Here is a 22,705-nt window from a genome sequence, read left to right on the forward strand (position 1 = left end):
TCTGCTGCCAGGGTCATGTACGCACTTCCTGCACAGGCTGTTGCTTGCGGCCGAACCGGTTGCCCAGTCGATCAAAGAACAGGTAGATCACGGGCGTGGTGAACAGCGTCAGCAGCTGACTGAGCAGCAGGCCGCCGACCAGTACCAGCCCCAGCGGCTGACGCAGCTCGGCACCGGAGCCAGATGCCAGCATCAGCGGCACCGCGCCGAACAGCGCCGCCAGCGTGGTCATCAGGATGGGCCGGAAGCGCAGCAACGCCGCGCGATAGATCGCGTCCTGCGGACTCATGCCCTGATTGCGCTCAGCGTCCAGGGCAAAGTCGATCATCATGATGGCGTTCTTCTTGACGATGCCGATCAACAGGATGATCCCAATGATCGCAATGAGCCCCAGGTCGTTGCCGGTCAGCAGCAAAGCCAACAAGGCGCCGACCGCAGCCGACGGCAGCGTCGAGAGAATGGTGATCGGGTGGATATAGCTCTCGTAGAGCACACCGAGCACGATGTACATGGTAACGACTGCCGCCAAAATCAGCAGCAATGTGCTCGACAGCGACGCGCGGAAGGCTTCGGCCGCGCCCTGGAACCGACTCTGGATTCCTGCCGGCAAGCCGATCTGTGCCTCGACGCTTTCGATGACTTCCACCGCCTCGCCCAACGAAACGCCATCAGCCAGATTGAACGACAACGTGACGGCCGGGAACTGGCCAATGTGATTGATCAGCAGGGGTGCGCTACGTTGTTGCAGCGTTGCCAGGCTGGACAGCCGAACCGGGGTTCCGCTCTCGCTCTGCACGTAAAGCTGCTCCAGCGCCTGCGCGCCAAGGCGGTTGCCTGCCTCTGCTTCGAGCACAACGCGGTACTGGCTGGCCTGGGTGAAGATCGTTGAAATCTGCCGCTGGCCGAAGGCGTCATACAGCGCATCGGTTATCGCCGATATCTCGATCCCCAAGCGGGCCGCGGTATCTCTGTCGATATCCAGGAAGATCTGCAACCCATCACTTTGCAGGTCGCTGGCCACATCGGTCAGCTCCGGGCGCTCACGCAACGCTGCCACCAGGCGTGGCGTCCACTCCTGCAACAGCTCACCGTCGGGTGATTCCAGGCTGAACTGAAACTGCGTACGGCTGACCCGGTCCTCAATCGACAGATCCTGCACCGGTTGCATGTACAGCTCGATACCCGGTAGTTTCGCCAGCTCGGGACGTAGACGATCAATGACCTGGCTGGCGGTGACATCACGTTCGCCATGGGGCTTGAGGTTGATCAGCATCCGCCCGCTGTTGAGCGTTACGTTGTCGCCATCGACGCCAATGTACGACGACAGGCTGGCCACCGCCGGATCAGCCAGGATAACGCGCGACAAGGATTGCTGGCGTTCGATCATGGCGCGGAAGGAAATCGACTGCGGCGCTTCGCTGATGCCTTGAATCACACCGGTGTCCTGCACCGGAAAGAAGCCCTTCGGCACCGCCAGATACAACACCACCGTCAGACCGAGCGTGCCCACCGCCACCAGCAGCGTCAGGGTCTGGTGACCCAGCACCCAGGTCAGCCAGCGGGAATAACCGCCAATAAGACGCTCGACCCAGTCGGGCTTGCCCTTTTCAACGGCGGCGGGCTTGAGCAGCTTGGCGCACATCATTGGCGTCAGCGTCAGCGAGACCACCAGTGAAATCAGGATCGCCACAGCCAGGGTGATGGCGAACTCGCGGAACAGCCGCCCCACCACGTCCTGCATGAACAGCAGCGGAATCAGTACGGCAATCAGCGACAAGGTCAGTGAGATCAACGTGAAGCCGATCTGTCTGGCACCTTTCAGTGCGGCCTGCAGCGGCGTCTCCCCCTCCTCCACGTGGCGTGCGATGTTCTCGAGCATGACGATGGCGTCATCCACAACGAATCCCGTCGCAATGGTCAGCGCCATCAAGGTCAGGTTGTTCAGCGAGAAACCGGCAAGGTGCATCACCGCGAAAGTGCCGATCAGCGACAGCGGCACTGCAATCGAAGGAATGATGGTCGCCGACAGGCGCTTGAGGAATACAAAGGTGACCATGACAACCAGGAAGGTCGCCATCAACAGTTCGTGCTGGACATCGGTGATTGCAGCCCGGATGGTCTGCGTTCGATCAGTCAGCACCACCACATCGAGGCCGGTCGGCATGCTGGCGGTCACCTCAGGCAGCAATGCCTGAATCCGTTCGACCACCTCGATCACGTTGGCGCCGGGCTGGCGCTGGATGTTCAAGAGCACGGCCTGACTTTCATTGGCCCAGGCGGCCAACCGCTCATTCTCAGCCCCGTCGATAATGTCGGCGACATCCTTCAAGCGCAGCGTCGCGCCGCCCTCATAGGCCAGAATCAGCTCAGCGTACTCCTCCGGCGTCTTCAGCTGATCATTGGCATCGAGCATCGACACGCGGGTCGGGCCGTCGAAATTGCCCTTGGGTTGGTTGACGTTGGAGCTGGTCACCAGGGAACGCACGTCAGCCAGCGACAGGCCGTAAGACGCAAGCGCCTCCGGATTGACCCGTATACGCACTGCTGGTCGCTGGCCGCCAGCGATGCTGACCATACCGACGCCGCTGATTTGCGCCAATTTCTGCGCCATGCGGGTATCGACCAGGTCGTGCAGCTCCGGCAGGGCCAGACTTTCCGAGGTCACCGCCAGTGTCATGACCGGCGTGTCAGCCGGGTTGACCTTGTTATAGACCGGCGGTGCCGGCAGATCATTGGGCAGCAGATTGCTGCCCGCGTTGATCGCCGCCTGGACCTCCTGCTCGGCAACGTCGAGCTCAACGTCCAGCGAGAAGCGTAAGGTGATCACCGATGCGCCGCCAGAGCTGGTGGAGGACATCTGCGTCAGGCCTGGCATCTGACCGAACTGCCTTTCCAGCGGCGCAGTCACCGCGCTGGTCATGACCTCCGGGCTGGCTCCGGGATACAGCGTCATTACCCGGATGGTCGGATAGTCCACCTGGGGCAAGGCGGACACCGGCAGCATGCGGTAGGCGATAAGCCCGGCCAGCAGAATCGCGATCATCGTCAGGGTGGTGGCCACCGGCCGAAGGACGAACAGCCGCGAGATGTTCATCGCGCCGGACGCTCCTTGGTGCTCTGAGTATCGGCCTTCGGATTTGCAGCCGCTTCGTCGGCAAGTTTCTGACGATCCACCACTTCGACTTCGCTGCCGTCACGCAGGCGGTCGGTTCCCTCCATGACGATTCGCTCGCCGGGGTTCAAACCGTTCACCACGACGGTCCTGTCGCCATTGCTCGGGCCGACTTCGAGCACCCGCAGCTCAACCTTCGAGTCCTCACCGACGACATACGCGTAGTTGCCGCGCGAGCCGAATTGCAGCGCTGCTGAAGGAATCAGAACCGCATCAGACAAGGTTTCCACACGCAAACGAGCATTGACGAACTGGTTGGGTATCAACAGCTCGGCCTCGTTATCGAAGCGCGCCTTCATCTTCAGCGTGCCAGTGGTGGTATCGATCAGATTGTCGAGACTTTCCAGTACACCTTCACCTAACAGGGTGCGCTCGCCCCGGTCCCAGGCCTGGACTGAAAGCTCTTCACCGCTGCGGAACCGGGAGATGACCGGCGGCAGCTCATTTTCGGGCAGCGTAAAGGTGATTGCGATGGGCTGGGTCTGGGTGATCACCACCAGCGGCGTGGTGTCGTTGGCCGCCACAAGGTTGCCCTGATCCAGCTGACGCAGGCCGACGCGGCCATCTATTGGCGCGCGAATCTTGGTGAACTGCAGGTTCAGTTTGGCCTCGTTGACAGCGGCCTGGTTGGCTGCAAGCGTTCCCTTGTATTGATTGACCAGTGCCTGCTGCGTATCAAGCGTCTGCTTGGCAATGCTGTCGTCGGCGAACAGACCACGGTAACGGTCGAGGTCCAGCTGCGCATTCTGCAACAAAGCGCGGTTTTGCTGTAGGGTGCCTTCGGCTTGCTGCAGTGCCACTTCATAAGCGCGGGGATCGATGACGGCCAGCAAATCGCCGGCCTTGACGCGCTGGCCTTCCTCGAAGTGAATCTCCACCAATTCACCGGCCACGCGGCTACGCACGTTGACGGTATTCAACGGTGTTACGGTGCCAAGCGCCTTGGCGTAGACCTCGAACTCACCTCGTTCCACCGGGGCAACCCGCACGGGCGTGGGGCCACCAAATGCGCCGAAAGCCGGACGCCCACCCGCCTGCTGTGGCGGCGTCTCGGCCGCGCTTGGCCATAGCCACCAGAGCAGCAACGCAATCACAACAACCACGCCGCCGATTATTAGCCAACGCCGCATGGAGCCCGCAGAAGAAGTAGTTGCCTCGGACATGAACTGGGTTCGCCTGAAAATGAGCGTGAACCATAAGCAGTCGCGCTCCGCTCGCAAAGGGGATTTACGGCATTTTTACGTATCAGGCTTTGTAGCAACCCGAACCGATGGCAAAACGCTCCATACCGGCGCAGGAACCATGCTTGAGCCATCCAGTCTATGTATCGTTCGCCGGGACGCTGACCAATGTGGCTCAGCGGAATCGTCCCGTGTTCGATGAGGCATGCCGCTATTTTTCAGGCCGTCCGATAATGGCCTGCACAGGATCAAGGAATGAACGCATCACTGGTCATCCTGGCGTTAACAGTTGCCAGCTTTCTACTCGGTTTTCTACGCGACCTGTTTATCGCCAAGTCTTTCGGACTGAGCTGGGAAGCGGACCTGATATTTGTCGCACTGATCCTGCCGATGTTCTTCGAGAACTTTCTCGGCCTTGCCCTGCGCGACGCAATGATTCCTTACCTGCAAAAGCTACGCAGCCAATCCGAAGCCCTGTTTGAAGCCGTCAGCCGCTGGCTCTATTGGCGGGTCATGCTCATGGGCGCAGCCGTGAGTGCCGTCGCCATCATTGCAAGCTATTGGATTCTGAACATGCTGGCGCCCGGCTGGACGGACGCTCAGGTTGCCGCCGGCCAGATCGTATTCTGCGTAGGCGCAGTACTGGTCGCCGTTCAGGCGGTTTTGTATTGCCAGGGTGCACTGCTGAACATGGATGAGGTGTTCATCCTGCCGATGACACGGACGGTGCTGCTCAACGCTGGCGCGATCGTCGGCATCCTGCTGTTCCAACCTACCGGCATGGTGATCTTCATCGGCATGCTGCTGCCCCAATTGGCGTTGATTCTGGTACAGCACCGACGTATCGCGTACCTACGAGGCGACAGCAAAGTCGAGACAAAGGGGCATGCAGGTGGCTTCGGTCTCGCGTTCGCACCCGTACTGCTGGCGGCCGGGGCGCAACAAGCCTGCATTCTTGCCGAGCGGATGTTAGCCTCCTTCCTGGAAGAAGGCAGTATCACGATGCTGTCGTTTGCGTTTCGCATCGTCACCATTCCGCTCACGCTTTACGCCTTGTCCGTGCTATCGGTGCTCTTTCCTCGCTTCGTCTCGAGCTGGAACGATGGCGATCTCAGCGGCCATGGCGCCGTTATTCGCAAAGGATTGCTGGCGACACTGCTATTTCTGGTTCCGGCGTCCGTGGTGCTCTGTTCATTCCCGCAACCGGTGGTCTCAGTACTACTGGAACGGGGGCAGTTCGGCGCAACACAAACCGACGCCACGGCCTCGCTGGTGGTCCTGTATGCACTCGGTCTGCCTGCGATGGGCTTGGCGCTGCTGTGGGGACGTGCGCTCCTGGCGCAGCATCAATCACGGTTGTTTCTGGTGATCATGCTGGTCAGTTCTGCCTTTACGATCGGACTCGATGCGCTGCTCTACAGACCATATGGTGCCGAAGGTCTGGCCGTTGCGTTTACCAGCGGCGTGACCCTCCAGGCGCTCTTCATGGGACTGTACGTCTATCGTGCGTCGCCTGCAGGCCTGGCTCCCGGCGTGCTCGGGCGCTGGCTCGCTACCGCCGTCGTGGTCGCAACCGCACTGCATTGGTTGCCTTCCCCGCACGGGCTACTGCAACTGTGCCTGTATATAGGCCTGGTGCTCTGTGCTTTCGCCGTGGGCGTGGTGCTGCTCGGCGAACGGGACCTGTTCAAGCCGGCGTACTGGTCCATGAAAAAAGCCTGACGGCAATTTCTGCTGCCACTCACCCCGATGGCACCCAGCTTTGTCTGTAGATACATGATGTGCTACTTTTAATTCTACAGACACAGCCAGGCAGCTTAACTATGGCAGCAGTTCTTCAAGCACAGGCATTCACGAAGGACCAGTGCGCAACCGGTCTACGGGCTGCGGTGAGCATTCTGGAAAAATGGCAGGCAACCACCGACCAGGCTTGCACGATTCTTCGGATATCACGTAGCACCCATAATCGCGCCAGGTCAGGCGATGCTAGTTGGTCGGTCAGTCTCGACCCGGACCAGATGCAACGCATCAGCTTCGTTCTGAACATTCATGCCGCACTTCGGCTTGTTTTCGACAATCCGGAGAATATGTATGGCTTCCCAGCGATGGCCAACCATAACGAGTTCTTCAATGGGCGCTCACCACTGGAAGTCATGGCTCAGGGTGACATGGTCTCTCTGTACGAAACGTTCCGACGCATCGATAGCCTGCGAGGCGCTCAGTGGTAAGCCCGAGTCAGCTGCCCAGACTGGCTGATGTCGAGCAACAGGCCTATCGGCTGGTTAACTCGAAGTTTCCTCCCATTGCCTTGTTCGATGATGTCGCCGATGCCGACGAGTTCGAAACGCTCTACCAATTACAAGCCCTGACCAATCCACGGTTACGAAACGAGACAGGCCATCTGGAGCTGATCGCGCGCGCTGAAATACCCTTCGGCATTCCCGGCTGCTCATACGCCACTGCTCCGTTTACCCATGTGAACCCGGCCGGGTCACGTTTCAGCGACGGTAGCTTTGGCGTGCTTTATCTGGCCAGCACGATGGATACAGCGCTTGCTGAAGTTCGCCATCACCAGGACCGCTACTGGTCGAAGGTGATTGGCCTGAGCTATGAGCGCTTTGTTTTTCGCGGCTTGTCGTGCCGCTTCAGCGAAGCCGGGATGCTCGATGCGATGCCCATCCCAATGACGGATCCGCTCTACGACCCTGAGGATTATTCGAGCGGCCATCGCCTCGGGCGACTGCTCAGAAAAGGTCAAAAGCCCGGCTTGCGTTACCACTCCGTACGCAAATCGGGTCAGCATTGCTGGGCATTGATGACCCCAAAGCCGGTGACCTCGATCATTCAAAGCGAGCATTACGAGATGGTCTGGAACGGTTGCATCTCAAGCGTCAGTTCGATCACCGCGATCTGAAATCGCCCCTTAAGATGGCTACCTTGCAGACCAACCGGCACACCTCGGGCATAGAATCATATCGAAAGCAGTAGATAAAACCGCTCAAGCGTCCGGCGCACGCTCCGCCTGAGTCTTCCCAGTACCGTACAACCCAAAGCCCCCATGCAGCAGAACGCGCCTCGGACGGGTCCGATCCATAACGGGCGGCTCAGCCTCGGCGAATTGTCAGGGGAGACAGACATGCAACACCTTGATCTGCAGGTGATCAATCAGGCGCTTAAATGGGTCTCGGAAGGACATGACATATGGTTTTGTACCGTGTTGTCGACTTACGGATCGGCGCCTCGAGCGCCCGGCGCCCTCCTCGCGGCCCGGGCGGACGGTGCGCACGTTGGCTCATTGTCCGGCGGTTGCGTCGAGGAGGAATTTCTCGCCTGTCTGGCGCAAGGCGAATTACAAGCGCCGGCCCAAATCGTTCGCTACGGCGAAACCGATGATGACCGACGACGCCTACAGCTGCCGTGCGGCGGCATCCTACAGGTGCTGGTGGAGCACCACACACCGAGCGAAACATGGCGCACTCACTTGCTCATGCTACAAGCAGCTCTACAAGGCCAACAGCGCCTGCTGCGACGAGTAGACCTGACGACTGGCGCCGCTGAACTGCTACCTGACCAAGGTGGTGAGCAGACCCGCCTTGAGGGTGAGCAAGTCGATATCCGCATCGGCCCCGCGCTTCGGCTGCTTCTCGCAGGTGTATCGCCTGTTGCACAGGCGTGCGCCAGTTTCGCTCGGGCGCTTGGTTGCGAAGTGATTGCCTGTGATCCCCGAGACGAAATGCAGGGCACGCTGATCGAAGGCATCGAAGTGCAGCCGGTGTTGCCCTCCGTGTTTATTGCTTCTGGCGCGTGTCACGAGGCCACCGCCGTGGTCGCGCTGACGCACGATCCACGCATTGATGACCTCGCGCTGATGGAGGCGGTACGAACTCCTGCGTTCTACATCGGCGCTATGGGGTCGCAACAGACCTCCGCCAAGCGAGCCGAACGGTTGCAACGCGTGGGTGGGCTAGACGAACAGCAAATCGAGCGCATCCATATGCCCATCGGACTGGATCTCGGCAGCAAGACACCGGCTGAAATTGCCCTCTCGGTGATGGCTGATGTACTCCGGGTCTATCGAGGTAAAGCGCGGGACGCGCTTTGAAAAGCGATACTGGACGCCATTAGCCCTGCCAGCAACAGTGTCTGCTGCAAGGCAACCACAGGTGACTTCCTGCGATTGAATCACTGTCATAAACATCTGAGTTCTTCAGCGAATCCGTGAAAGCCCCGCCGCGCTTGCCCTGCGCGCGTTATCCACAAAAGCTGTGGATAAGTCTGTGAACACATGATGGATGACTTGCTCAAACGCCCGGCTCACGTGGCTTTGGTACAGATCGTCGAGTTTTCAACCATATCCAAAAAGGCTTTTAATTCAGTTACTTAAACAAATCTACCTAACAAACGAAACGGCGCAGACGTTGGGCAGGGAGCTTTCCAGACATGAGTGTGCATAACAATTCTTGTCAACGACTTTTTTAGACAGAATTGGCACTTGTAGCCATAGACGCGGCGCCATATTTGCTCTCTACATTTTCACCTTGATGGCAGCTCGATTAATCGTCACGCCTGCACAACGAGCCAAAATGCCACTAGCGCACAATCATCCAGCCGCTTCGGCTGACTCGATCCGTCGCACTCTGCAGAGTTGACCAGCGTTTACCGATCTGGAGCTTGGGTCTAAAAAGGCTGGGCCATGTAGCATCTGGCCAGCACTGGGGAAGCTGAGCGGGCAATAGATAACCCGGCCACAGCAGAGAAATGGTCTTTGAGCCGTAAAGAAGCACAGGGGATTTCGAAGAATGCAGTCCGGCATTCACGCGCGCAGACACATGGACGAAGCGCCGCCATTCTTATTTCCCAAATACGCGAAAGCCCCGATAAACGGGGCTTTCAGCGTTTCAGATGGTGCGGACGGAGAGACTCGAACTCTCACACCTTGCGGCGCCAGAACCTAAATCTGGTGTGTCTACCAATTTCACCACGTCCGCAAACTTCTAAACGAAAACGCCAGGCAGTGCCTGGCGTTCCGGAATATGGGGTGGACGATGGGGTTCGAACCCACGACCGCAGGAGCCACAATCCTGTGCTCTACCAACTGAGCTACGCCCACCATATTGCCTTGCTTGTGCCAGAGCCCAAAATGGCGCACCCGGCAGGACTCGAACCTGCGACCATCCGCTTAGAAGGCGGATGCTCTATCCAACTGAGCTACGGGCGCTTTATATCTGCATTCGGCTGAGCGCAGACTTAAAGTTCCGACCAGTGAAGGACTGACCTTCAAAAGCCGCCTTACCCAGCAGCAAGCTGTGCTCGACAAGCGGGGCGAATCTTAATGGCCTGACTTCACCTCGTCAACAGCTAAACCAAAAAAAATTCAGCCTGGTAAAGGAGTTACGGGAATCCCCCACCGGGTCGCCTTTGCCGAACGGTGCCGCCGTGCGAGAATGCGCGTCCTTTTTCAGTCCTTCTCGATGGTTAATCACGCGTCATGACCGCAAAACTGATCGACGGTAAACAGATCGCTGCCAATGTCCGCCAGCATATTGCCGGCCGGGTTGCCGAGCGCTCCAAGCAAGGTTTACGAGTACCTGGCCTGGCAGTGATTCTCGTGGGCACGGACCCGGCCTCTCAGGTCTATGTGGCGCACAAGCGCAAGGATTGCGAGGAGGTTGGATTCAAGTCCACCGCTCATGATCTTCCCGCTTCGACCAGCCAGGATGAACTCCTGGGCTTGATCGATCAGCTTAATGATGACCCTTCGATCGATGGCATTCTCGTGCAGCTTCCGTTGCCTAAGCATCTGGATGCATCGCAACTGCTCGAACGCATTCGTCCGGACAAGGATGTGGATGGATTCCACCCCTATAACATCGGCCGGCTCGCCCAGCGGATGCCTTTGCTACGCCCCTGCACACCCAAAGGGATCATGACCCTACTCGAGAGCACCGGCGTTGACCTACATGGCTTCAACGCGGTGGTGGTAGGTGCGTCCAACATTGTCGGCAGGCCCATGGCGCTGGAATTATTGCTGGCAGGCTGCACGACAACCGTCACGCATCGCTTCACCAATGACCTGGCTGACCACGTCAAGCGCGCCGATCTGATCGTGGTCGCGACCGGCATCACGGGTCTTGTCAAAGGTGAATGGATAAAGGAAGGGGCCATCGTGATTGATGTGGGAATCAATCGCCAGACCGACGGCAAGCTGGTGGGTGACGTCGAGTTCGATGTGGCCGTGCAACGTGCTGGCTGGATTACCCCGGTTCCCGGCGGCGTGGGCCCGATGACCCGTGCGTGCCTGTTGGAAAACACACTGCATGCCGCTGAACACCTGCATGACTGAAGCCTTCAACGCCTTCACATAAAGCGCGTCTAGAGCAAAACGGCACCCTCGGGTGCCGTTTTTTTTCCCATGGATCGCGACTACCGCGCCTGCTCCCACGACTTGATCAGCTCGTCGTAGCTGACTGTCTGCCCTTGTGGTTTTTCATTGTCCAGTTTGGCTTTGGGCGACCCTGGCTGGCTCAGCCAGTATTCCGGGTCACGTGGTTCGTTCAGCTTTGGCCCACACTTCGGTTGCACCTTGGCGCGTTCCAGTCGCGCCATCATGGTGTCCTGCGCTTCGGCAAGTCCGTCCAGCGCTTCCTGAGGCGTCTTGTCGCCACTGGCCGCTTCGGCGATGTACTGCCACCAGAGCTGCGCCAGACGTGGATAGTCCGGCACATTGGTCCCGGTCGGTGTCCACTGAACGCGTGCCGGGCTGCGATAGAACTCAACCAGACCGCCCAGTTTTGGCGCGGCCTCGGTCATGGCGTCTGAGTTGATGTCAGACTCACGAATCGGCGTCAGCCCCACCAAGGTCTTTTTCAACGACACGGTTTTGGCCACGGTGAACTGCGCGTAGAGCCAGGCAGCCAGACGACGCTCCTCCGGGGTTGAGTTCAGGAAGGTCCAGGAGCCCGCATCCTGATAGCCGAGCTTCATTCCCTCCTCCCAATATGGCCCTTTTGGCGACGGCGCCATCCGCCACTTCGGCGTGCCGTCTTCGTTCACCACCGGCAGACCCGGCTTGGTCATGTCGGCCGTAAAGGCGGTGTACCAGAAGATCTGCTGGGCGATATTGCCCTGTGCCGGAACCGGTCCCGACTCAGAAAAGGTCATGCCCTGAGCTTCGCGCGGTGCGTATTCACGCATCCAATCCACATATTTCTGCGTTGCATAAACCGCCGCAGGGCCATTGGTGGCGCCACCGCGCGCGACGCTCGAGCCGACCGGATGGCAATCCTCAACGCGGATGCCCCACTCATCTACCGGCAAACCGTTTGGAAGCCCTTTGTCGCCGGCACCCGCCATCGAGAACCACGCATCCGTAAAGCGCCAGCCAAGCGACGGATCCTTCTTGCCGTAGTCCATATGGCCGTAGACCCGCTGCCCGTCGATCTCCTTGACGTGTTTGCTGAAGAATTCAGCGATGTCTTCATAGGCGGACCAGTTCACTGGCACACCAAGCTCGTACCCGTAGCGCTCTTTGAACTGCTTTTTCAGTTCAGGCCGCTCGAACCAGTCAGCACGAAACCAGTAGAGGTTGGCGAACTGCTGGACCGGCAGTTGGTAGATCTTGCCATCCGGACCGGTGGTGAACGAGATACCAATGAAGTCGTCCAGGTCGAGTGTCGGGAGTGTGTAGTCCTTGGCCTCACCCTCGATCATGTCGCTGATAGCCACGGCCTTGCCATAACGGAAGTGCGTGCCGATCAGGTCCGAGTCGTTGATGTAGCCGTCGTAGATATTTTTGCCAGACTGCATCTGTGTCTGCAGCTTCTCGACGACATCGCCCTCCTGCATCAGATCATGCCGCAGCTTTATGCCAGTGATTTCACTGAACGCACGCGCCAAGGTCTTGGACTCGTATTCGTGCGTGGTGATGGTCTCCGATGCGACGTTGATTTCCATGCCGCGGAACGGCTCGGCCGCTTTGATGAACCAGCGCAGCTCTTCCATCTGCTGCTCAGGCGATAGGGTCGACGGATTGAACTCTGATTCGATCCATTTCTTCGCCGCATCTTCATAGGCATCGGCCCAAGCCGATCCTGAAATGCCGGACAACGTCAGCAGGGCCGCGAGCGCCATGCCATGTCGGGTGTTGTTTTTATTCTCGAACATACACACCTCCTTTGGGTTTTTCGGAGGGATGAACCCGAAGGCTCAGCCCCAGCGCATCACTGCAAACAACCAGACGAGAGACAGCGCGGACGCTATCCAGATGCTCCAGTCGGTCAGGCCGATTAGCAGAAGATGCCAATAGGCGCTGCCCAGAAGTCCAATAAACAGTCGATCGCCGCGCGTGGTGACGATCGGCAGAAAGCCTTTACGCGGCAGACAGGGACGCCGCAGTTCCCATGCGCTCATGCACGCCAGCATCAAGCCGATCACAGCAAAGAAGGCTGCTGTAGGGGTGGTCCAGGCCATCCAGCTCATCTGCGGTCTCCTATACCCGGCCAAGGGCAAAGCCCTTGGCGACATGATTGCGAACGAACCAGATCACCAGCATGCCGGGCAGAATCGTCAGCACACCGGCCGCCGCCAGAACGCCCCAGTCGATCCCCGATGCCGAAACGGTTCGTGTCATCACCGAAACGATCGGCTTGGCGTCAACCGAAGTCAGCGTGCGCGCCAGCAGCAACTCCACCCAGGAAAACATGAAGCAGAAGAAAGCCGTGACGCCGATGCCTGAACCAATCAGCGGAATGAAGAGCTTCACGAAGAATTTCGGAAAGCTGTAGCCGTCGATGTAAGCCGTTTCATCGATTTCCTTGGGTACACCGGACATGAACCCCTCAAGAATCCACACCGCCAATGGCACATTGAACAGGCAATGCGCGAGTGCCACGGCGATATGCGTGTCGAACAGCCCGATCGATGAGTAAAGCTGAAAGAAAGGCAACAAGAAGACGGCCGGTGGCGCCATCCGATTGGTCAGCAGCCAGAAGAACAGGTGTTTGTCACCGAGAAACCGAAACCGAGAAAAGGCATAGGCGGCGGGCAGCGCGACGGCCAGCGAAATGATCGTGTTCAGGCACACGTAATACAGTGAGTTGATATAGCCGCTGTACCAGCTTCGGTCGGTGAAGATCACCCGGTAGTTTTCCAGCGTGAACCCCTGCGGCCAGAGCGTCAGCCCACCGAGAATCTCGGTGTTGCTCTTGAACGACATGTTGATCAGCCAGTAGATCGGCACCATCAGAAACGCGATGTAGACGATCAGTACGACTCGCTTGCGCAGGTTCATCAGCAGACCCTCATTTTTGATCGCCATGGGTCATGGCCGTGTAGAACAACCAGGACACCAGCAGGATGATCAGGAAGTAGATCAGCGAGAACGCCGCAGCCGGCCCCAGATCGAACTGGCCGACCGCCATTTTGGTCAGGGTCTGGCTGAGGAAGGTCGTTGCATTGCCCGGCCCACCACCGGTGAGCACGAAAGGCTCGGTATAGATCATGAAGCTGTCCATGAAGCGCAACATCACGGCGATCAGCAGCACGCTCTTGAGCTTGGGCAGCTGTATGTAGCGAAACACCGCCCAGCTCGACGCCCGGTCGATGCGAGCCGCCTGGTAATAGGCATCGGGAATGGCTCGCAGGCCCGAGTAACACAGCAGCGCGACCAGCGATGTCCAGTGCCAGACGTCCATCACCAGCACCGTCAGCCAGGCATCCCTTGTATTGGATGCATAGTTGTAGCTGATGCCCAGCTCGCGAAGGCTGTAACCCAGCAAACCGATATCCGCGCGGCCGAAGATCTGCCAGATGGTTCCCACCACGTTCCATGGAATCAACAGCGGGATCGCCATCACGATCAGGCACAGCGAAGCCCAGCGCCCACGTATCGGCATCGCCAGCGCAACCGCAATCCCGAGCGGGATCTCGATCAACAGTACGCAACCCGAAAAAATGAACTGCCGCAGCAGCGAATCGTGCAGCCGGGGATCATTGAGTATCTGCCGGTACCAATCCGCGCCAACGAAGAAGCGTGTCGAGGAGTCGAAGATGTCCTGCACCGAATAGTTCACCACGGTCATCATCGGCAGGATGGCGCTGAAGGCGACCAGCAGGAAAACCGGCAGGACCAGCCACCATGCGCGATTGTCATTAGTCTTGGTCACGGCAGCTCCTCCACCAGCTTGTCGTCGGCGTAAAGCATCAACCACTGCGCCGGGAAGCCCACCCAGGCCTCACCTTTCGGAACCGCTTGATCCTCGGGCAAGCGCGCCTTGATCAGATGCCCTTGCAGACGAAGCGTGAGGATCTTGTAGGTGCCCAGATCCTCGACACGTACTGCCTCGGCCTGCATTGCGCCAGCACCTGGCTCCTCGCTGACCTGAACGAACTCGGGACGGATGCCAATCTGCAGACGACTTGTAGCCAAGCCCGGGAGGCGCGCGGCCAGCGCACCCGAAAGCGGGAGGTGCAGGCCATTGAAACCGACCCCTCCGTCCTGGGCATCCACCTCGATAAGGTTCATCCCAGGGCTGCCTACAAAATAACCAACAAAGGTGTGCTGGGGCCGCTCGAAGAGTTCTCGCGGCGTGCCGAACTGGACAATCTGCCCGCCGTACATCACTGCAATCTTGTCAGCGAACGTCGACGCCTCCAGCTGGTCATGCGTGACGTAAATCATGGTGATATTGAACTGCTCATGGATCTGCTTGAGCTTGCGTCTCAGCTTCCACTTGAGGTGTGGATCGATGACAGTAAGCGGCTCGTCAAAGAGGATCGCCGAGACGTCGTCCCTGACCAGGCCCCGCCCCATCGAGACCTTCTGCTTCTCATCGGCCGTCAGGTTGTGAGCTTTTCGTTTAAGCAGTGGGTGGAGGTCCAGCACCTCGGCAATTTCATGCACTTTGCTGGTGATGCGAGCCTCGGCAATGCCTTGATTGCGTAGCGGGAAGGCCAGGTTGTCGAAGACGGTCATGGTGTCGTAGACGACCGGAAACTGAAAAACCTGGGCGATGTTGCGTTGCTGCGGCGTCAGGGTGTTCACCTTGCGCGTATCGAACAGCACCTCGCCCTCGGACGGGCTGAGCAATCCTGAGATGATGTTGAGCAAGGTCGACTTGCCGCATCCAGACGGACCCAGCAGCGCATAGGCACCGCCCTGCTCCCACACGTGGTCCATCTCACGGATCGCATAGTCGGCAGCGCCCTGCGGCTGGCTGCTATAGCTGTGCGCAAGATTCTGCAAACGAATTTCTGCCATAACGATGCCCTCAGCCACGTCGAGACGGTGCCTGGGCCAGCCGCCCCGAGGCATCGAAGACGAACAATTTGTGAGTCGGGATATACACGCGGATCGGCGAATCGACGTGATAGTCGTGTACGCCTTGCAGGTGCAGCACCAGGCTGAGGTGTTCGTTGCGCACATGTAGAAAGGTTTCCGAGCCACTGATTTCTGCCAGCTCGACAAGGCCGGATACTTCCAGATCATCGTCATTGGACGGCACCAGACCGATATGACTGGGCCGAATCCCGAAGCGATACTCGCCCTTTTCCAACCCACTCAGGTCGCTGTTGAGCGGGAAATGCATGCGGTCTTGAAGACTCACCTCGTTCGCCGCGATCCGCCCGGGTACCAGGTTGATCGGTGGCTCGGAGAACAGCTCGGCACTGAGCACCTGGCTGGGGCGGTGATACACCGCTGACGTCGGTCCGCTCTGTATCACTCGACCTTCATGCAAAACGGTTGCGGTCCCGCCTAGCGCGAGAGCCTCGTTCGGCTCAGTGGTTGCGTACACCGCGATACTGCGGCGAGTTTTGAACAGCTCGCGCATCTCCTGACGGAGCTCCTCGCGCAGTTTGTAATCGAGGTTTACCAGCGGCTCATCAAACAGGACCAGATCGGCATCTTTAACCAAGGCTCGCGCCATTGCAGTTCGCTGCTGCTGCCCCCCGGAGAGCTCCAGTGGGTGTTTGTGCAGGAAGGCTTCGATGTGCAACATCTCGGCGGTTTCGCGCACCTTGCGTTCGATTTCCGCTTTACCCACACCGGCCTGTCGCAACGGTGACGCGATGTTCTCGTATACGGTCAACGTCGGGTAGTTGATGAACTGCTGGTAAACCATCGACACATTGCGCTTGCGTACCGGAACCCCGGTTACGTCAGCGCCGTTCATTACGATTCGCCCCCGGGTAGGCTTGTCGAGCCCCGCCATGAGTCGCATCAACGAGGTCTTGCCCGACAGGGTTCGACCGATCAGCACGTTGAACGAGCCAGGTTCGAAACTCAGGCTGGCGTCGTCGATGTGCAGCTGACCGTCGACGGTTTTGGTGACGTGTTCCAGGGTGAGGGACATGCCGCATCCTTCTAGTTGTTATGGAAGGATCCAGAGCGATATCCATGCCAGCTACGCTGTACCGCTCTAGCGCGCGGTCCTCTGCGCAGACTCCAGTTGTTAAGTGTTCAAAATGAACATTTCTGAACATTGACAGTGAACAATAATGAACAAGACTGTTCATGGCACCGACTGCGGCAAACATCAAAACAACAAGAACATGCAGCGATAAGAGGCAACATGGCCAACCCAGCCCAGCCCATCTCACACCAGGCTCTGGTAGAAGGTTCCTGGAGCCGTTGCGAACGCTACGGACTGAATCCACTCAGCATTCCAAGCTTCGGCGACCCGACGGAGCGAGACGTCAGTGCGCTGCTAGAGCGTCAGCGAAACCTGGTCCACACCACACAGCGCGAAGTACTTCCTTATTACGAGAACATCCTTTCGAATTCGAGCTGCCTGATCCTGCTGGCGGACAGTGGCGGTCAACTGCTCGAGTCCTGGGGCGACCGGCGCTTCGTCGAGCCTGCGCAGCAGAGAGGATTCAAGCCGGGCGCCAGCTGGATGGAGCGAGATACCGGGACCAATGCGATCGGCACCGCATTGGCCAGCGGGCAGGCGGTACATATCCAGCGAGACGAGCACTTTCTCAAGGCCAATCGTTATCTGTCCGGCGCGGCGTCACCTATCTATGACGCACAACGCCAGCTGATCGCCGTGCTCGACGTATCCAGCGACAGTTACCTGCCGCCGTCGCACACGCTGGGCATGGTCAAGATGATGAGTCAGTCTGTGGAAAACCGGCTGATCCTCAACCTGTTCCGCGATGACTATTTTCAGCTGACCTTCAACACCGGCCAAGACAATCTTGATAGCCAATGGGCCGGCTTGCTGGTTTTCGACGAGTCCGGGCTGATCGTCTCAGCCAATCGCCGGGCAGACAATCTGCTTGGGTTAGCACTTACCCGGAGCCGCATCGACAGGCTGTTCGACGTTCCTCTGCAGCAGCTGCTCAGTCAGCCGGAAGATCAGCCGATGCTGCTACGAACAACCGGCAATCACCGTTTTCATGGCCTGGTTCGACGCCCGCAAAAGCCCTTGGTCCAACCTCGTGATTTCCGGAATACAGCAACCAAACCCGCGCGCACCCTGGACCTTGCAAGCATCGACCAAGGCGACCCGCAGGTTCATAAGGTAATTGGCCAGGCGCAGCTCATGCTGGAAAAGGACATTCCGATTCTGGTCAATGGGGAAACGGGCGTCGGCAAGGAAGTGCTGGTCAAAGCACTGCATGCTGCCAGCTCAAGGGCAAACGCTCCGTTGATCGCCGTTAACTGCGCGGCGATTCCCAGCGAGCTGATCGAATCCGAACTCTTCGGCTACGAAAAAGGCGCGTTTACCGGCGCACACCAGAAAGGAAGCCTCGGCCTGATCCGCAAAGCAGACGGTGGAGTGCTGTTTCTCGACGAGATCGGGGATATGCCGCTGAGCTTGCAGGCGCGCCTGTTGCGCGTCTTGCAGGAGCGCAGCGTTCAGCCACTGGGCGGTGGTGAGCCCTATCCAGTCGACTTTCGATTGATCTGTGCAACCAACCGTTCGCTGCGCAAGGAGGTTGAGAGCGGTCATTTTCGTCAGGACTTGTTCTATCGGGTCAGCGGCCTAAGCGTTGAATTGCCACCCCTTAGGGCGCGCCACGACAAGCATGCGCTTTTCCAGCAAATATGGGAGCAGTACCGGGAGCCCCAGCAGTGGGCCGGGTTCAGTCCAGAAGTGCAGCGTGTGCTGCACAGTCACCCTTGGCCGGGAAACATCCGCCAGTTAAGCAGTGTCGTGCAGGTTGCGCTGGCATTGGCGCAGGATCAACCGATCCGTCTGGAACATTTACCGGATGATTTTCTTGCTGATGCGGACTTAACGCCGACGAACAAGAGCAATGCCGGGCCCACTCTGCCGACAGACAAGATGCCGTCGTTTCCGATAGCTGCGAATGAGCCGCTCCGCGCACAGTTCGAAGCCTGTCGCGGCAACGTTTCGCACCTGGCGCGGCATCTCGGCGTGAGCCGTAACACCCTATACAAGCGCTTGCGTGCCGAAGGGCTTTATCCAACATAAGCCTGCTGGGAGGCGAGCTTCCCACAGAAATGAGAATGACCTAACCAAGGCGCCGAATGCGCCAGCATGCCGCCTGAACGGTTATCACAGCGAACATCGCAGACAACGAATGAAAAGACCGCATCCAGGCGCGTGCAGCCTGAAATGCGGCCTGTAACTGACGGTGCGCTTTAGTCGCCAAGTCGCCAGGTTGTGCCGCCCTTCCCGTCTTCGAGAACGACACCCATGTCGGTCAGTTGGTCGCGAATCCGGTCTGACTCCGCCCAGTTTTTGTCGGCGCGAGCCTGGAGGCGTGCGGCAATCAGCGCTTCTACCTCAGCGGCATCTACCTTGCCTTCAGCGCCCGCTTGCAGGAAAGCGTCTGGATCCATCTGCAATATACCGAGCACGTTGGCGAGCTGTTTGAGTTGGGCCGCAAGGCCAGCCGCAGCCTGCAGATCCGTATCGCGCAGACGGTTGATCTCGCGAGCCATCTCGAACAGTACCGCGCAGGCTTCGGGTGAGTTGAAGTCGTCATCCATTGCCTCGCCAAAGCGAGCCGCGAAGGTATCGCCACCCTGCGCCGTTGCCTCAGGCAGGCCTCTGAGGGCAGTGTAAAACCGCTCCAGGGCGCCCTTGGCTTCCTTCAAACTGTCTTCGGAGTAATTGATCGGGCTCCGATAGTGGCTTGAGACAAGCAGGTAGCGAACCACTTCCGGCTGGTACTTCTCCAGCACTTCTCGGATGGTGAAGAAGTTGCCTAACGACTTCGACATCTTCTCGCCGTCGACACGCACGGCACCGGCATGCATCCAGGTATTGGCGTACTGCTTGCCAGTTGCAGCCTCACTCTGGGCGATCTCGTTCTCGTGATGCGGAAATACCAGGTCAGGCCCACCGCCATGAATATCAAAAGTGTCGCCCAGGCAGCAGGTGGACATGACGGAGCATTCGATGTGCCAGCCCGGACGGCCTGCGCCCCAAGGCGATCCCCAACTCGGCTCGCCCGGCTTGGCTGCCTTCCAGAGCACGAAATCCAACGGATCTTCCTTGGCTTCGTCGACCTCGATACGCGCGCCGATCTTGAGGTCTTCGATCTTGCGCCGCGACAACTTGCCGTAGCCGGCAAACTTGCCAACCCGGTAGTACACGTCGCCATTGCCCGGTGCGTAGGCAAACCCCTTGTCGATCAGCGTTTGGATCATGCCGTGCATGCCAGCAATGTGGTCGGTAGCCCGAGGTTCGATGTCCGGACGCAGCACGTTGAGCCGTGCCTCGTCGTCATGCATGGCCGCGATCATGCGGCCTGTCAGCGTCTCGAAGGTTTCGTCATTCTCCTGAGCTCGGCGAATGATCTTGTCGTCGATGTCGGTAATGTTGCGCACATAGGTCAAGTCGTACCCGCTCTGACGCAGCCAGCGCGAGATGACGTCAAACGCCACCATGACCCGTGCATGACCGATATGGCAGAAGTCATAGACAGTCATGCCGCAGACGTACATACGCACCTGGTTTCCGCTCAATGGCTTGGGCGGTTCCTTGGTTTTACTCAGCGTGTTGTAGATCGCCAGCGCCATTACTGGCCTCCCCAGGAATCACGCAGCGTCACGGTACGGTTGAATACCATCGCGTCCGGCCGGCTGTCCTTGCGGTCAACACAGAAGTAGCCTTCACGCTCGAACTGGAAACGATCCTCAGCCTCGGCAGAGGCCAGCGATGGCTCGGCGCGGCAGCCCTTCAGCACCACAAGCGAATCCGGGTTGATGTTGTCCAGGAAGCTGCCGCCGTCTTCATCCTTCTCGGGGTTGGCCGAGCGGAACAGACGATCGTACAAACGCACTTCGCACTCGACGCTCTCAGCAGCCGGCACCCAGTGAATGACGCCTTTGACCTTGCGGCCCTCGGGATTCTTGCCGAGCGTGCTCTCGTCGTAGGTGCAGCGCAGTTCGATGATGTTGCCCTGCTCGTCCTTGACCGCCTCATCGGCACGGATCACGTAACTGCCACGCAGACGCACTTCCCCGCCCGGAATCAGCCGTTTGAACCCGGCCGGCGGCACCTCTTCGAAATCGGTGGCGTCAATGTAGATTTCCCGCGAGAAAGGCAGCTGGCGCATGCCCATGTCGTGCTTTGGATGGCGCGGCAGCTCCAGATTCTCAGTCTGACCCTCGGGATAATTGGTGATGACGACCTTCAACGGCTTGAGTACGCACATGGCCCGCGGCGCGTTGACGTCCAGATCTTCACGAATCGCAAATTCGAGCATACCGATATCGACCACGCCGCCCGCGCGGTTCACGCCGATCATGTCGCAGAAGGTACGAATCGACGCTGGGGTATAACCGCGTCGACGATAGCCTGTGAGCGTCGACATGCGCGGATCGTCCCAGCCGCTAACGTGCTTTTCATCAACCAGCTGCTTGAGCTTGCGCTTGCTGGTGATGGTGTAGTTCAGGTTCAGCCGCGCAAATTCATACTGACGCGGACGTGCCGGAACCGGGAGGTTCTCCAGAAACCACTCGTAGAGTGGGCGATGATCTTCGAACTCAAGGGTGCAGACCGAGTGAGTAACGCCTTCGATGGCATCCGACTGGCCGTGGGTGAAGTCGTAGCTCGGGTAGATGCACCAGTCGTTTCCGGTCTGGTGGTGATGGGCATGGCGGATCCGGTAGAGAATCGGATCGCGCAGATTCATGTTCGGCGAGGCCATGTCGATCTTGGCGCGCAGCGCCTTGGCGCCGTCCGCAAACTCTCCAGCCTTCATCCGCGCGAACAGATCCAGATTCTCTTCCGCCGAGCGATCGCGGAACGGGCTGTTCTTGCCCGGTTCGGTCAGGCTGCCGCGGTACTCGCGGGCTTGCTCTGGCGTCAGGTCGCAAACGTAGGCCTTGCCCGCCTTGATCAGCTCGATAGCCCAATCATGCAGCTGGCCGAAGTAGTTCGAAGCGTAGCGCTCTTCACCTGCCCACTGAAAACCGAGCCACTGAACATCGCTCTTGATCGCATCGATGTATTCCTGGTCTTCTTTCGCCGGGTTGGTGTCATCGAAACGGAGATTGCACTCGCCACCAAACTCCTTCGCCAGACCGAAGTTCAGGCAGATCGACTTGGCATGGCCGATGTGCAGGTAGCCATTGGGCTCTGGCGGGAAGCGGGTGATGATCTTGGCATGCTTACCCGATTCCAGGTCGGCCTGGACGATCGGGCGGAGAAAATTGGTGGCTGCGGTAGTCTCAGGCTTGCTCATGGTGTCCTTAACGATCTGCGAGTGTGCGGCTCAGGGTAGGCCCGCCAAATCAAAGCGCCTATCATAGCGGACCCGTCAACCCCCTGACAGAGCAAAGCGCCTGCCGTGCAGCGCCCTTCAGCCGCAGCGCTTACCCATTGTCGGCACGACGCGACCTTCCCTCTTCTTCATTAGGACGACTTTCAATGATCAAGCTTCATACCAATCACGGCGTTATCACCGTCAAACTCTTCGAAGACAAGGCTCCCGAGACAACCGCCAACTTCAAGGAATACGTCAAGAGCGGCCATTACGACGGCACCATTTTCCATCGCGTGATCAGCAATTTCATGATTCAGGGTGGTGGTTTCGAATCCGGCATGAAGCAGAAAGCGACCCGCGCCCAGATCAAGAATGAAGCCAACAACGGCCTTTCCAACAAGACAGGCACGCTGGCCATGGCACGCACGATGGAACCGCACTCTGCGTCCGCCCAGTTCTTTATCAACGTCAAGGACAACGACTTCCTCGACCACACCGCGCCGACCGTTCAGGGCTGGGGTTACGCGGTATTTGGTGAAGTGGTCGAAGGCATGGACGTGGTCGAAAAAATCAAAGGCGTGCCTACCACCATGAAGTCCGGCCATCAGGACGTTCCGGTGGAAGACGTAGTGATTGAGAAAGCCGAGATCGTCGAGTAACTTGC

At 58.7% G+C, this 22,705-nt stretch carries 17 protein-coding genes and 3 tRNA genes; 7 read left to right on the forward strand and 13 right to left on the reverse strand.

The features are described from left to right. Nucleotides 1-13 precede the first annotated feature (13 nt). Both CXK96_RS04495 and CXK96_RS04500 read right to left on the reverse strand, forming a co-directional pair. Nucleotides 14-3,094 (reverse strand): MdtB/MuxB family multidrug efflux RND transporter permease subunit, encoded by a 3,081-nt coding sequence (locus tag CXK96_RS04495; RefSeq protein ID WP_102835294.1) that lies wholly within the window; start codon nucleotides 3,092-3,094, stop codon nucleotides 14-16. After that, the gene (locus tag CXK96_RS04500; protein WP_102835295.1) at nucleotides 3,091-4,335 is read right to left on the reverse strand and encodes an MdtA/MuxA family multidrug efflux RND transporter periplasmic adaptor subunit; all 1,245 of its coding nucleotides are present in this window, start codon (nucleotides 4,333-4,335) and stop codon (nucleotides 3,091-3,093) included. Before CXK96_RS04500 ends, CXK96_RS04495 begins: the two co-directional genes overlap by 4 nt. Before the next feature lie 273 nt (nucleotides 4,336-4,608). Between CXK96_RS04500 and CXK96_RS04505 the strand changes: the two genes are divergently transcribed. The 4 genes from CXK96_RS04505 (at nucleotide 4,609) to CXK96_RS04520 (ending at nucleotide 8,455) form a co-directional block, all read left to right on the forward strand. Further along, nucleotides 4,609-6,075, forward strand: coding sequence for a lipid II flippase MurJ (locus CXK96_RS04505; RefSeq protein ID WP_102835296.1), 1,467 nt, complete (start codon nucleotides 4,609-4,611; stop codon nucleotides 6,073-6,075). A 101-nt stretch (nucleotides 6,076-6,176) separates the two neighbouring features. After that, on the forward strand, nucleotides 6,177-6,581 hold the full coding sequence (locus CXK96_RS04510; RefSeq protein WP_102835297.1) for an antitoxin Xre-like helix-turn-helix domain-containing protein: 405 nt from the start codon (nucleotides 6,177-6,179) through the stop codon (nucleotides 6,579-6,581). Further along, nucleotides 6,575-7,267: an RES family NAD+ phosphorylase gene (locus CXK96_RS04515; protein WP_102835298.1), complete on the forward strand. Its 693-nt coding sequence runs from the start codon at nucleotides 6,575-6,577 to the stop codon at nucleotides 7,265-7,267. The genes CXK96_RS04510 and CXK96_RS04515 overlap by 7 nt, the downstream gene beginning before the upstream one ends. A gap of 222 nt (nucleotides 7,268-7,489) precedes the next feature. Next, nucleotides 7,490-8,455, forward strand: a complete 966-nt coding sequence (locus CXK96_RS04520) for an XdhC family protein (RefSeq protein WP_102835299.1) — start codon at nucleotides 7,490-7,492, stop codon at nucleotides 8,453-8,455. A gap of 801 nt (nucleotides 8,456-9,256) precedes the next feature. On the opposite strand, the gene CXK96_RS04525 is transcribed toward CXK96_RS04520, so the two are convergent. The 3 genes from CXK96_RS04525 to CXK96_RS04535 form a co-directional block, all read right to left on the reverse strand. Further along, nucleotides 9,257-9,341, reverse strand: a tRNA-Leu gene (locus CXK96_RS04525). A 46-nt stretch (nucleotides 9,342-9,387) separates the two neighbouring features. Beyond that, nucleotides 9,388-9,463: transfer RNA gene (locus tag CXK96_RS04530), tRNA-His, on the reverse strand. A 31-nt stretch (nucleotides 9,464-9,494) separates the two neighbouring features. Beyond that, a tRNA-Arg gene (locus CXK96_RS04535) sits at nucleotides 9,495-9,571 on the reverse strand. A 270-nt stretch (nucleotides 9,572-9,841) separates the two neighbouring features. Here CXK96_RS04535 and folD point away from each other — a divergent pair. Beyond that, complete coding sequence (folD, locus tag CXK96_RS04540) at nucleotides 9,842-10,696, forward strand: bifunctional methylenetetrahydrofolate dehydrogenase/methenyltetrahydrofolate cyclohydrolase FolD (RefSeq protein WP_102835300.1); 855 nt, start codon at nucleotides 9,842-9,844, stop codon at nucleotides 10,694-10,696. An 80-nt stretch (nucleotides 10,697-10,776) separates the two neighbouring features. On the opposite strand, the gene CXK96_RS04545 is transcribed toward folD, so the two are convergent. From CXK96_RS04545 to CXK96_RS04570, 6 genes are read right to left on the reverse strand one after another with little or no spacing between them, the layout of a single operon-like run. Then, complete coding sequence (locus tag CXK96_RS04545) at nucleotides 10,777-12,516, reverse strand: ABC transporter substrate-binding protein (protein ID WP_102835301.1); 1,740 nt, start codon at nucleotides 12,514-12,516, stop codon at nucleotides 10,777-10,779. Between the two features lie 42 nt (nucleotides 12,517-12,558). Then, complete coding sequence (locus CXK96_RS04550; protein ID WP_102835302.1) at nucleotides 12,559-12,831, reverse strand: DUF2160 domain-containing protein; 273 nt, start codon at nucleotides 12,829-12,831, stop codon at nucleotides 12,559-12,561. A gap of 10 nt (nucleotides 12,832-12,841) precedes the next feature. Next, nucleotides 12,842-13,642 (reverse strand): carbohydrate ABC transporter permease, encoded by an 801-nt coding sequence (locus CXK96_RS04555; protein ID WP_102835303.1) that lies wholly within the window; start codon nucleotides 13,640-13,642, stop codon nucleotides 12,842-12,844. A gap of 10 nt (nucleotides 13,643-13,652) precedes the next feature. Next, entirely contained in the window at nucleotides 13,653-14,516 is an 864-nt protein-coding gene (locus CXK96_RS04560; protein ID WP_102835304.1) for a carbohydrate ABC transporter permease, read from the reverse strand. Beyond that, nucleotides 14,513-15,610, reverse strand: a complete 1,098-nt coding sequence (locus tag CXK96_RS04565; RefSeq protein ID WP_102835506.1) for an ABC transporter ATP-binding protein — start codon at nucleotides 15,608-15,610, stop codon at nucleotides 14,513-14,515. The genes CXK96_RS04560 and CXK96_RS04565 overlap by 4 nt, the downstream gene beginning before the upstream one ends. 10 nt (nucleotides 15,611-15,620) lie before the next feature. Continuing rightward, nucleotides 15,621-16,703: an ABC transporter ATP-binding protein gene (locus tag CXK96_RS04570; protein WP_102835305.1), complete on the reverse strand. Its 1,083-nt coding sequence runs from the start codon at nucleotides 16,701-16,703 to the stop codon at nucleotides 15,621-15,623. A 219-nt stretch (nucleotides 16,704-16,922) separates the two neighbouring features. Between CXK96_RS04570 and CXK96_RS04575 the strand changes: the two genes are divergently transcribed. Beyond that, nucleotides 16,923-18,794 carry a sigma-54-dependent Fis family transcriptional regulator gene (locus tag CXK96_RS04575; RefSeq protein WP_102835306.1) on the forward strand — a complete coding sequence of 624 codons (1,872 nt, stop codon included), beginning with the start codon at nucleotides 16,923-16,925 and terminating at the stop codon, nucleotides 18,792-18,794. A 170-nt stretch (nucleotides 18,795-18,964) separates the two neighbouring features. On the opposite strand, the gene cysS is transcribed toward CXK96_RS04575, so the two are convergent. Then, nucleotides 18,965-20,350 (reverse strand): cysteine--tRNA ligase, encoded by a 1,386-nt coding sequence (gene cysS, locus CXK96_RS04580; protein ID WP_102835307.1) that lies wholly within the window; start codon nucleotides 20,348-20,350, stop codon nucleotides 18,965-18,967. Next, nucleotides 20,350-22,020, reverse strand: a complete 1,671-nt coding sequence (locus tag CXK96_RS04585; RefSeq protein WP_102835308.1) for a glutamine--tRNA ligase/YqeY domain fusion protein — start codon at nucleotides 22,018-22,020, stop codon at nucleotides 20,350-20,352. The genes cysS and CXK96_RS04585 overlap by 1 nt, the downstream gene beginning before the upstream one ends. 185 nt (nucleotides 22,021-22,205) lie before the next feature. On the opposite strand from CXK96_RS04585, the gene CXK96_RS04590 reads away from it, so the two are divergent. Further along, nucleotides 22,206-22,700 (forward strand): peptidylprolyl isomerase, encoded by a 495-nt coding sequence (locus CXK96_RS04590; RefSeq protein WP_019339172.1) that lies wholly within the window; start codon nucleotides 22,206-22,208, stop codon nucleotides 22,698-22,700. Nucleotides 22,701-22,705: the final 5 nt, after the last annotated feature.

It is taken from the genome of Stutzerimonas stutzeri (assembly GCF_002890895.1).
In the GTDB taxonomy this organism is placed as follows: domain Bacteria; phylum Pseudomonadota; class Gammaproteobacteria; order Pseudomonadales; family Pseudomonadaceae; genus Stutzerimonas; species Stutzerimonas stutzeri_AB.

Bases quoted from the DNA above. Each gene is read 5' to 3' on its own strand.
- CXK96_RS04495 (WP_102835294.1), bottom strand. From the start codon at position 3,094: ATGAACATCTCGCGGCTGTTCGTCCTTCGGCCGGTGGCCACCACCCTG.
- CXK96_RS04585 (WP_102835308.1), bottom strand. From the start codon at position 22,020: ATGAGCAAGCCTGAGACTACCGCAGCCACCAATTTTCTCCGCCCGATC.
- CXK96_RS04505 (WP_102835296.1), top strand. From the start codon at position 4,609: ATGAACGCATCACTGGTCATCCTGGCGTTAACAGTTGCCAGCTTTCTA.
- cysS (WP_102835307.1), bottom strand. From the start codon at position 20,350: ATGGCGCTGGCGATCTACAACACGCTGAGTAAAACCAAGGAACCGCCC.
- CXK96_RS04565 (WP_102835506.1), bottom strand. From the start codon at position 15,610: ATGGCAGAAATTCGTTTGCAGAATCTTGCGCACAGCTATAGCAGCCAG.
- CXK96_RS04570 (WP_102835305.1), bottom strand. From the start codon at position 16,703: ATGTCCCTCACCCTGGAACACGTCACCAAAACCGTCGACGGTCAGCTG.
- CXK96_RS04520 (WP_102835299.1), top strand. From the start codon at position 7,490: ATGCAACACCTTGATCTGCAGGTGATCAATCAGGCGCTTAAATGGGTC.
- CXK96_RS04575 (WP_102835306.1), top strand. From the start codon at position 16,923: ATGGCCAACCCAGCCCAGCCCATCTCACACCAGGCTCTGGTAGAAGGT.
- CXK96_RS04550 (WP_102835302.1), bottom strand. From the start codon at position 12,831: ATGAGCTGGATGGCCTGGACCACCCCTACAGCAGCCTTCTTTGCTGTG.
- CXK96_RS04510 (WP_102835297.1), top strand. From the start codon at position 6,177: ATGGCAGCAGTTCTTCAAGCACAGGCATTCACGAAGGACCAGTGCGCA.
- CXK96_RS04590 (WP_019339172.1), top strand. From the start codon at position 22,206: ATGATCAAGCTTCATACCAATCACGGCGTTATCACCGTCAAACTCTTC.
- folD (WP_102835300.1), top strand. From the start codon at position 9,842: ATGACCGCAAAACTGATCGACGGTAAACAGATCGCTGCCAATGTCCGC.
- CXK96_RS04555 (WP_102835303.1), bottom strand. From the start codon at position 13,642: ATGAACCTGCGCAAGCGAGTCGTACTGATCGTCTACATCGCGTTTCTG.
- CXK96_RS04545 (WP_102835301.1), bottom strand. From the start codon at position 12,516: ATGTTCGAGAATAAAAACAACACCCGACATGGCATGGCGCTCGCGGCC.
- CXK96_RS04500 (WP_102835295.1), bottom strand. From the start codon at position 4,335: ATGTCCGAGGCAACTACTTCTTCTGCGGGCTCCATGCGGCGTTGGCTA.